Here is a 9,978-nt window from a genome sequence, read left to right as displayed (position 1 = left end):
GTCCGTTCTATACAATAGTTACCTATATTATACAACATTAACGCGGTGTCGTCTTAAACAAAATCAACATAAAAAAAGCTGTCGAGACTTTCTCGACAGCCTGACGATCCATATAGGATCGTTTTTATCGGAGTCATTCAAGCCATTCATATCGTTAGGATTTTACGTGCTTTTGCATTTGCTGAATAGCCGACTTCTCTAATCTAGAAACCTGGGCTTGAGAGATACCGATTTCGTCGGCAACCTCCATTTGCGTCTTTCCTTCATAAAAACGCATGGACAATATCATCTTTTCACGCTGGCCCAGGCGATGCATCGCTTCCCGCAGAGCGATCTCCTCAATCCATGTGACGTCTTTGTTTCTGTCATCACTGATCTGATCCATCACATAGATTGGGTCGCCCCCGTCGTGATATATCGGCTCGAACAGCGAAACCGGATCCTGAATCGCATCCAATGCGAACACAACGTCTTCTTTGGGCACATTCAACGCCTCTGAAATTTCAAAAATCGTCGGTTCCCGCGAGTTCAGATTCGTCAGACTGTCTCGCACCTGAAGCGCCTTATATGCAATATCCCGTAACGAACGCGATACACGAATCGGATTGTTATCCCGCAAATAACGACGTATCTCTCCGATAATCATCGGAACCGCATAAGTGGAGAACTTCACGTTTTGTGACAGGTCAAAATTATCAATCGCCTTCATCAGGCCGATGCAGCCTACCTGGAACAAATCGTCCACAAACTCTCCCCGATTGTTAAACCGCTGAATTACACTCAGGACGAGCCGGAGATTGCCATTGACCAATTTTTCTCTGGCTGATCGTTCATTATTTTGCTGAAGTGATGTGAACAGCTCACGCATTTCTGCATTGGTTAATACCGGCAGTTTGGCGGTATCCACACCGCAAATTTCCACTTTGTTTCGGGTCATCGTGTCTTACCTCCTAAGGAGCAACATTAATGTACATTATCTCCTGAGGGCGTTTTTTTATTCGCCGTTTCCATTGCTTCCGCATATCCCCAAACGTTATACCATTTTGTTGAATTCTTTTCGTAAGCGCTTTATAATTCGTTTTTCCAGACGTGAAATATATGATTGCGAGATACCCAGCAGGTCAGCAACATCCTTCTGTGTCTTCTCTTCTCCGTCCTGCAAGCCGAAGCGCAGCTCCATAATTAAACGCTCTCGATCTGTCAGCTTATCCAGCGCCTTATGCAACAATTTGCGGTCTACCTGCTCCTCAATATTGCGGTAAATGGTATCATTTTCCGTACCCATCACGTCGGAAAGTAGTAATTCATTACCATCCCAATCAATATTCAGGGGTTCGTCAAAAGAAACTTCTGTTCTCGTTTTGCTATTGCGACGCAAATACATCAAAATTTCATTTTCAATGCATCTTGAAGCATACGTGGCGAGCTTGATTTTCTTTTCGGGATCAAAAGTGTTAACCGCTTTGATCAGTCCTATGGCACCGATGGATACGAGATCCTCAATGTTGATCCCCGTATTTTCAAATTTACGGGCAATATACACGACTAATCGCAAATTCCGTTCAATTAGCATGGATCGTACCGCCGCATCTCCAGAAGAAAGCTTTCCAAGCAGATACTCTTCCTCGTCTCTCGTCAGCGGTGGGGGGAGCGCCTCGCTGCCGCCAATGTAATAAATTTCTTCACTTTTTAGGCCAAATAAAAATAAAATACGATAATATTGCAATTGTAAAGCTAGCCTGATTTTCATTTTTAATTTCACATGTTCCCGCATAATATGCTCCCCCTTTTGAATTTTAAAATGGTGCCAAACTCATTTTCGTCTCCTTCAAGCCTCGTCCTATACCCTCGCTCCACGCTCCTGGGCCTGTAATTGCTCGCTAAGACGCGCATCCCCCTTCTGGCTCATATCAGTACAGCCTTCTTCGTGTGCCGTCACATCCGGGTGAATAATCGCACGGTATTTGCCCTCTGCCGACAAGGTGCCCCCATCCAAACCAATCAGTACTCGATCCTGCACAAAACGAGCCCCATTCATGGACACCTCCACCCGATCCGGTTTGAGTGCGAGCATAAAGGAATGGCTACGGTTGATACCTCGATAGGGAACAAGACGGACACGATCCTGCCAGCTGAACGATTCGTCCCCCAGCTCCATTACTAGCTGGTCAACATTCCCCTCGGAACATTTTTGGAGCCAGGAGGAGGGCAAATACCCTTCCCACAAGGCCGCTTCCATCACCATAACCGGGATTCGGGTCAAAGGATCATGCAGTTGGTTGCCTGTATCCAGCAAGCCTGTACACTCAATATGATCCTGCCCGATCCATACCTGCACTTCTCCTAAAAATCCACTCATCCTTTCTGTACGCTGCTTTGAGGATTGCACAATACGAAAGAAAAGCATCACTCCGACAAATGCGCATAAAATAAACCAGAATGCAATTTTCAACTCAAAGGACATTCCACCTGAAGCGGTATACCAGATGCCATTAAACAATTCCCCCGTACTTTGGAGAAAATAATGCATCCCCAAAATTCCACCTGCAGCTACAAAATTGATCATGTAAAAAGCACCCATTGTACGAAGATACTTTTGCATGCTGCCAAATCCAAAAGCCACTAGCAGCATAATGACCGATAATGCCAATTTGATCAGAAACGTAAATAAAAAGGACAGCTCCGGCACAAACATCATGACCACGTACATTGCACCGATCACAGCCGAAAGAATCAGCCGCCACCACACTGGACGGATTTTTCTCATCCAGGCGGTGACCATCAGCAATACAGCGTCAATGAACAAATTGGTCAAAAAAATCAAGTCGATATAAACAACCAAGGATTCACCCGCCCAGCGTTTGCAGGATAGGCTTAAGTATAGTAGTCATGCTGTTCAAAGTCTGTCTAACGGTGGGGACGGTGATCGACTAATTTTGTCGGAAAGAGGAGAAGCTCCGAGAAGCACGGATAGGGAAAGACAAAGAAGCCCGCATCTCCAAGGAGAATGCGGGCTCTCTGATTTCAAACTAGTTATCGTTATTATTATTACGTGAACGGTTACGTAAGAATGTCGGAATATCCAATTGGTCACTGCTTTGAGTATTACCAAATGGACGCAAGTTAGGAGAGGCCTTTTCCGTCGATTCGGAAGTTGCCGGGTTAGCTGCCGGTCTACGTCCCGGTGCAGGTTGGCTTGGCTTACCTTCAAAGCCAGTTGCGATAACGGTAACCTTAATTTCTTCTTTCAACTCTTCGTCAATGATAGCACCGAAAATCATGTTAACCTCCGGATCGGAAGCCGACGTTACAATTTCAGCCGCCTCATTGACCTCGTACAGAGACAGATTAGCGCCGCCAGTGATGTTCATAATTACACCGCGAGCACCTTCAATGGATGTCTCCAACAACGGGCTCATGATAGCCTTGCGTGCTGCTTCAGCCGCACGATTTTCACCAGTTGCTTCGCCGATTCCCATCAAAGCAGAGCCACGCTCCGTCATGATCGTTTTTACGTCAGCAAAGTCAAGGTTGATCAAACCTGGTACAGCGATCAGATCCGAAATACCTTGTACTGCCTGGCGCAGAACATTATCCGCTTCACGGAACGCTTCCAACATTGGGGTTTTCTTGTCCACAATTTCAAGCAGGCGGTCATTCGGGATTACAATCAAGGTGTCTACCTTTTCTTTTAATCCCTCAATGCCGAGTTCAGCTTGATTGGAGCGCTTACGCCCTTCAAACGTGAATGGTCGTGTTACCACGCCCACTGTCAACGCGCCGCATTCCTTGGCAATTTCAGCAATGACAGGAGCCGCTCCGGTTCCTGTACCGCCACCCATCCCCGCTGTAACGAATACCATATCGGCACCTTTGAGCGTGTTCATAATGAGCTCACGCGACTCCTCAGCCGCTTTTTTACCCACATCCGGGTTAGCACCGGCACCCAAGCCGCGAGTCAGTTTATCGCCAATCTGAAGCTTATGCTCGGACTTCGCTAAATGAAGTGCCTGGGCATCTGTATTGACAGTAATAAACTCCACACCTTGAACACCATTTTCGATCATCCGGTTAACCGCATTGCTGCCGCCGCCGCCGACGCCGATCACTTTAATTTGAGCCAAGCTCTCCATTTCAAAATCAAATTCCAACATACTATTCCATCTCCCCCTCAATGTGCATGGATGGCCCGTCCATGATTGGCATAATTAGCAATGAACGTTATATAAATTCACTGAACATATTTTTTAAGCGTTCAATCAACCCCTGCTTTTGCTCGCCTTCCGCGGTGGGACTGCTGCTTTTGGTTCGGTTGGTCGGCTTCTTGTTACTTCCGCCACTGTTGCTAACGCTTGTCGATCTTCCACGATAGTAACGAATGGCATTATGCAAGATGCCAACTCCGCTCGTGTAGCCCGGATCCCTTACACCGATAAAATCAGGTACGGCGATCCTTACGGAAGCGGCCAGTTCGCTTTGTGCCACCTGAAGTACACCAGGCATGGAGACGGTGCCTCCGGTAAGTATATAACCCCCCGGAAGCTCTGTGTAACCCAAGCGCTTAACTTCCGCCTGAATGAGTTGAAAAATTTCCTGCACTCTAGGCTCAATAATAGCAGCCAAATCCTGCTGGTTAAACTCTTTATCCACGTTACTGCCGATACGGGTTACTTTAAAGACGACATCGGCTGCCGCATCATCATACCATGCGCAGCCGTATTTAAGCTTTACTTTTTCGGCTTGATCGGTAAGGGTCCTCAGTCCGTAGGCAATATCATTGGTTACAAACTCTCCGCCAATTGGAAGTGTTGATGTGGCAACAATCGATCCTTCCTGGAAAATAGCAACATTCGTAGAACCTGCACCAATATCCACCAACACCGAGCCCATCACCTTTTCATCCTTCGAAAGAGACAATTGTCCAGCCCCGAGTGGCAGCAGCACCAGATCTTTGATTCTCAAGCCGGCTTTCTCCACGCAGCGCAACAGGTTATGTATCGGGGTCTTGCCTCCAGTAACAATCGTAGCCTCTACTTCGAGACGAACTCCGATCATACCGCGAGGGTCCTGAATTCCTTCAAGGCCATCCACGACATACTGCTTGGCTACCACGTCAATGATTTCTCTCTCTGGTGGTACAGCAATAACTTCAGCTGCTTTTAGTACACGCTCAATGTCCTCCTCGCCGATTTCTCGGTCCTCGTTGGACACGGCTACTACGCCATGACTATTTTGCAGACCAATATGGTTGCCTGAAATCCCCACATACACTTCTGTTATTTGAATACCAACCATGCGCTCTGCGTGATCCACGGCGTTACGGATTGATTGCACGGTTTGATCAATGTCTACAATTGCACCTTTGCGAATCCCTTCCGAGTCGGCAGATCCAACTCCAATAATATTAAAGGTTCCATTATTCATTTCCCCAATAATAGCCCGAACTTTGGATGTACCGATGTCCAAACTAACAATGATGTCATTGTTGCTCAAGTCTGTGGCACCTCCTGACTCCAAAATGAATTTCGATCTTTGAACACACTCTGTACATATTCAACATACTCCATGCTTTCCCTCTTTTTTCTACAAATTTTTTAGAAGCCAATTTATGGTTGCGGTCACATAAAAATTTGAAGAAAAAAGAAGGAGGCAAGTCTATTACCCATAAAATTAATTCTAGCATTTTTTCACATCACTGAGTAGTATCTTTTTCTTGATCCTCATCACTCGTATCCGGTTTGAAGGGAACATAGGAATCCGCCTCCAGCATTGTAATCAAACCGGGGGCTTCTGTTTCTAGCACCTGATTCAAATAGCTGATTTTAGAGCTCAGCAGCGAAACGGTTGTAATCACCTCAAACTGGGAGCGTGTATACATTTTTATACGATCCGGAAAAGAAGGAACCGGCGCAGGAATGATTTCCGAAATATCGGCTGTCCACTCTCCCGGAATGCGTGATAAAGCATCACACAGCTTGGCTTTATACGGATCATCCGATTTCCATTTGGTCAGAATAGGCTTCTCAACAGCTATTCCGCTGCTGCCCACGCCTACGCTTGACCCGTTCGCCAGAATAGCCCGCAGGCTGCCGTCACTCTGCAGCTCGTAAGCGACCGTAGCAAACTCTTTAATGTGAACAGAAATGACACCCGGAAACTGCTTGTCCACCGTAACATGCTGAATCGACTGAATCTCCCGCAGCTTTTCAGAAATGTCAGATGAACTAACTCCAAAATACTGATCCCCGACAGCCAGACCGCTTCGATTCAGAAGCTGCTCTCGGGTCGAAAAAACATTACCGTCAAAACGAATTTCAGAAACCCGACTTAACGAAGAACGGAAAAAGAGAACAGCGAGCAACACAATAAACAATAAAATGAGAAGAACGGCAATCTTCCGGCTTGTTCTTTTTTTCGTTCTGTTCTTTTTAAGAACAGGTATTTGAGCATTTGGCATAGCTTCTCTCCACAAAAGCCTTCTGGTCCCCCCGCTACGGAGGGACATTACAGGCATTAATTTACGAAATCCAGCTGCTCCGGCACCGGAGACTGGCGGCTCATTCGGGCGCCCAGCCCCTGGAAAAGACGTTCGATCCGATCATACCCTCTGTCAATGTGGTGAACCTGCTCGACAATGGTACGTCCCTGTGCGGCCAGCCCCGCAATAACCAGCGCAGCCCCTGCCCGCAGATCGGTAGCCTCTACCGTAGCCCCGTACAGACGAGAAACTCCCCTTATAAAGGCAGCATTCGCATCAACCGTAATATCGGCTCCCATCACATTTAATTCATCCACATGCTTGAATCTGCTTTCGAAGACGGTCTCTTTCATGACACTGAAACCATCCGCCAATGAAAGTAGAACCATGACTTGAGACTGCAAATCGGTTGGAAAAGATGGGTAAGGTGAAGTAACAATCCTCTCCACCGCTTTGGGGCGGCTCATGCAACTTACGGTCATTATATCATTCAGAATGCCGATTTGAACACCAGCCCGCCTAAGGACATGAATCAGCGCAGACAAGTGAGAGGGGTTACAGTGTGTCAGTGACACACTTCCACGTGTAGCGGCAGCTGCGATCATGACCGTTCCTGCTACAATACGGTCAGGAATGACCTCATACGTACACGGTTTCAGGCTACTGACCCCTGTAATTGTAATCGTGTCTGTTCCTGCACCGATAATATGGGCACCCATGGCATTCAGGAAGTTTTGAAGATCCTGAATCTCTGGCTCCCTCGCTGCGTTGGTAATCGTTGTTCGTCCTTCAGCCAACACGGCAGCCATCATAATATTTTCCGTTGCCCCTACGCTCGGAAAATCCATATGGATGTCCGAGCCGATCAGCTTGCGGGTACGGAACGTAATTTGCTCGTCTTTTTCCTCGATCTCTGCTCCAAGAGCCTTTAAGCCCTCCAGGTGAAGATCGATTTTACGTTCGCCTATGGCGCAGCCTCCGGGCTGATAAATGGAAACTTCACCATATCTGGCGAGTAGAGGTCCCATGAGAAAGATAGATGAACGCATTTGCTTCATCAAATCTTCCGGAATTTGGAACGATCGGACGGACGACGTATCCACATATACCGTTTCCTCTTCATGTCGGCATGTACAGCCGAGTCTTTCAAGGATGTGCAGCATGACCTTAATGTCTAATAGATGGGGCACATTCCGAATTTCCACCTTACCTTGCGCAAGCAAACTTGCTGCAAGAATAGGCAGTGCCGCATTTTTTGCTCCATGGATACGTATGGTGCCTGACAGGGGACGGCCTCCCTCAATCACCAATTTGTCCAATGTATCACCTCCGAGTTTACCGCTCACCCACTACGAAAACCTCCGGAACTAGCTTGATGCCGGTTTGAGATGATATTGTACTTTGAATATGCTTCATTAGGGTAAGCACGTCCTCTGCTGTCGCTTGACCGGTATTTACAATGAAATTGGCATGCTGTACAGATACTTCAGCGCCCCCTGCCTTCAAGCCCTTCAGACCTGCGCTTTCAATAAGCCGGGCAGCATAGTCCCCTGGCGGATTACGAAACACGCTTCCTGCACAAGCTAGCTGTAACGGCTGAGTCAGCCTACGGCGGTCTTTAAAAGCCGTAAGCGCCGCTGAGATTTCCTCACGGTCGCCCCGCTTCATCTGAAATACTGCCTCTGTCACCATTCCACGCTGCTCATGCAGCACGGAGTGGCGATAGCTGAAACGCATGTCCTCGGCATCGTACACAGCCAATTCCCCTGTATCCAGCACAATCTCAGCGGACTGGAATATTTGTGACACATCAGACCCATGGGCACCAGCGTTCATGTAGACAGCCCCACCGACTGATCCCGGGATACCTCCCGCAAATTCAAGGCCGGACAGCCCCTGCTTGCTAGCCATAACACACAGTTTGACCAGTGACACGCCCCCGCCAGCGATGATTCGTTCATCCTCAAAATGGACATAATCAAATCCTGGCCCCAGTTTGATCACAAGCCCCCGAATTCCTTTGTCGGAAACGAGCATGTTAGAGCCCCTCCCCAACTGCATCCACGGAATCCCGTGCTCACTAGCCAGCTGTAAAACTCTAGCCAGCTGCTCCTTGGTATCCGGGATGACAAGAGCATCCGCAGGGCCTCCAATCTTCCATGTCGTATATTTGGACAGCGGCTCATGCTCCAGCACTTTTCCGATATCATGCTCCCCTAATAATGGCATCCATTGCTGCATTGTACTGAAACCTCCTTGTTGCTTGCCCCCGCATAGTTATGAGGCTCTCACCTGACAACCGGCAGCCTGAGTGATGGTCACAATCTATAGGGTATCCTATGTCAATACCGCCCGGTGTGTGACAACCGCCCAAACTGCGCTGCGGACTACCTTTTACGGGCAAGACGCTCCATTTCTTTTACTAAAATATCTGCCGAGTCAGGCTTGCCAAGTGCAGACGCCGACTCTGCCATCCGGTTACGCAATGTGTCATCCTCCATAATTCTCGCAATGGACTGAAACAAAGAAGAACCGCTCAATTCCTTTTCCGCGATCATTACCGAAGCGCCTGCCTTTTCAAGCGTGCGGGCATTGGCCTCCTGATGATTATTCGTCACATTAGGTGATGGAATCAGAATGGACGGAATACCCAAGGATGTAATCTCGGCCAAGAAAGACGCACCTGCGCGATTAACGATTAAAGAGGTACAAGCCAGCACCTCTGGCATATTGTGAATATAGGGAAGCACGTGAAGATGGTTAGGCAATGAGCCAATCTGATTCCTTATGCTGTCCAACGTCTGTTCATAATAAGATTCACCAGTCACATATACAAAATGGACGTCTTTCAGTTGCGAAAGTTGCGGAGCCATGGCAATCATAGCGTCATTAATAGCTTTCGCTCCCCTGCTGCCACCTACCACAAGTACAACCGAGCTGTTCATCGGAACCCCGATGGTAGCAAAGCCCCGATCCCGGTTAGCCAAACGAACTGTCGTCGCGCGTGGATTCCCGGTATACAATACATTTTTGGCCTTTGGGAAAGCCCCTTCGGAGCCTTCAAAGCTAACAGCCACCGTATCCACATACCGGCTCAGAAATGCATTGGTCAGGCCCGGAATCGCATTTTGCTCATGAATAATGCTGGGTATGCCCAATTTGGAAGCTGCATAGACGACAGGGCCGCATACATATCCCCCAGTACCTATGACGATATCTGGCTTGAATTTTTTTAATAATGCTTTGGATCTTCGAACCCCTTGGAAAAAGCGCATGATCGTTTTTATATTTTCCAAGGATAAGCTGCGACGAAATCCTGTGATATCAATAGCCTCAAATGGAATTTTTTCCTGAGGAACCAACTTGCTTTCGAGTCCTCGTTGACCGCCAATGTATAAAAATTCAGCGTCCGGATCAATCTCTTCGCACTGTCTGGCTACGGCCAGTGCCGGATAAATATGCCCTCCGGTACCGCCGCCGCTCAACACGACGCGCATAAA

At 47.8% G+C, this 9,978-nt stretch carries 9 protein-coding genes; all 9 read right to left on the bottom strand.

All coding sequences use genetic code 11. The annotated features are described in order from the left end of the window. Nucleotides 1–154 precede the first annotated feature (154 nt). A complete protein-coding gene (gene sigG / locus LCF57_RS14575; RefSeq protein ID WP_226001337.1) occupies nt 155–937 on the bottom strand; it encodes an RNA polymerase sporulation sigma factor SigG in 783 nt (260 codons plus the stop codon). 96 nt (nt 938–1,033) lie between these two features. Beyond that, nucleotides 1,034–1,774: an RNA polymerase sporulation sigma factor SigE gene (gene sigE, locus LCF57_RS14570; RefSeq protein WP_025715632.1), complete on the bottom strand. Its 741-nt coding sequence runs from the start codon at nt 1,772–1,774 to the stop codon at nt 1,034–1,036. A 66-nt stretch (nt 1,775–1,840) separates the two neighbouring features. Continuing rightward, entirely contained in the window at nt 1,841–2,842 is a 1,002-nt protein-coding gene (spoIIGA, locus tag LCF57_RS14565) for a sigma-E processing peptidase SpoIIGA (RefSeq protein WP_226001336.1), read from the bottom strand. A gap of 187 nt (nt 2,843–3,029) precedes the next feature. Beyond that, nucleotides 3,030–4,154: a cell division protein FtsZ gene (ftsZ, locus tag LCF57_RS14560; RefSeq protein ID WP_025715634.1), complete on the bottom strand. Its 1,125-nt coding sequence runs from the start codon at nt 4,152–4,154 to the stop codon at nt 3,030–3,032. A gap of 67 nt (nt 4,155–4,221) precedes the next feature. Further along, a complete protein-coding gene (ftsA, locus tag LCF57_RS14555) occupies nt 4,222–5,493 on the bottom strand; it encodes a cell division protein FtsA (RefSeq protein ID WP_226001335.1) in 1,272 nt (423 codons plus the stop codon). A 199-nt stretch (nt 5,494–5,692) separates the two neighbouring features. Next, on the bottom strand, nt 5,693–6,457 hold the full coding sequence (locus LCF57_RS14550) for a cell division protein FtsQ/DivIB (RefSeq protein WP_226001334.1): 765 nt from the start codon (nt 6,455–6,457) through the stop codon (nt 5,693–5,695). A gap of 56 nt (nt 6,458–6,513) precedes the next feature. Beyond that, complete coding sequence (gene murA / locus LCF57_RS14545; RefSeq protein WP_226001333.1) at nt 6,514–7,824, bottom strand: UDP-N-acetylglucosamine 1-carboxyvinyltransferase; 1,311 nt, start codon at nt 7,822–7,824, stop codon at nt 6,514–6,516. After that, a complete protein-coding gene (gene murB / locus LCF57_RS14540) occupies nt 7,814–8,719 on the bottom strand; it encodes a UDP-N-acetylmuramate dehydrogenase (protein WP_226001332.1) in 906 nt (301 codons plus the stop codon). The genes murA and murB overlap by 11 nt, the downstream gene beginning before the upstream one ends. 146 nt (nt 8,720–8,865) lie before the next feature. Continuing rightward, complete coding sequence (gene murG, locus LCF57_RS14535) at nt 8,866–9,975, bottom strand: undecaprenyldiphospho-muramoylpentapeptide beta-N-acetylglucosaminyltransferase (RefSeq protein WP_226001331.1); 1,110 nt, start codon at nt 9,973–9,975, stop codon at nt 8,866–8,868. Between the last annotated feature and the right edge of the window lie 3 nt (nt 9,976–9,978).

The organism is Paenibacillus sp. BJ-4, assembly GCF_020404765.1.
GTDB lineage: Bacteria > Bacillota > Bacilli > Paenibacillales > Paenibacillaceae > Paenibacillus.
This window is presented reverse-complemented; position numbering and strand designations above follow the sequence as displayed.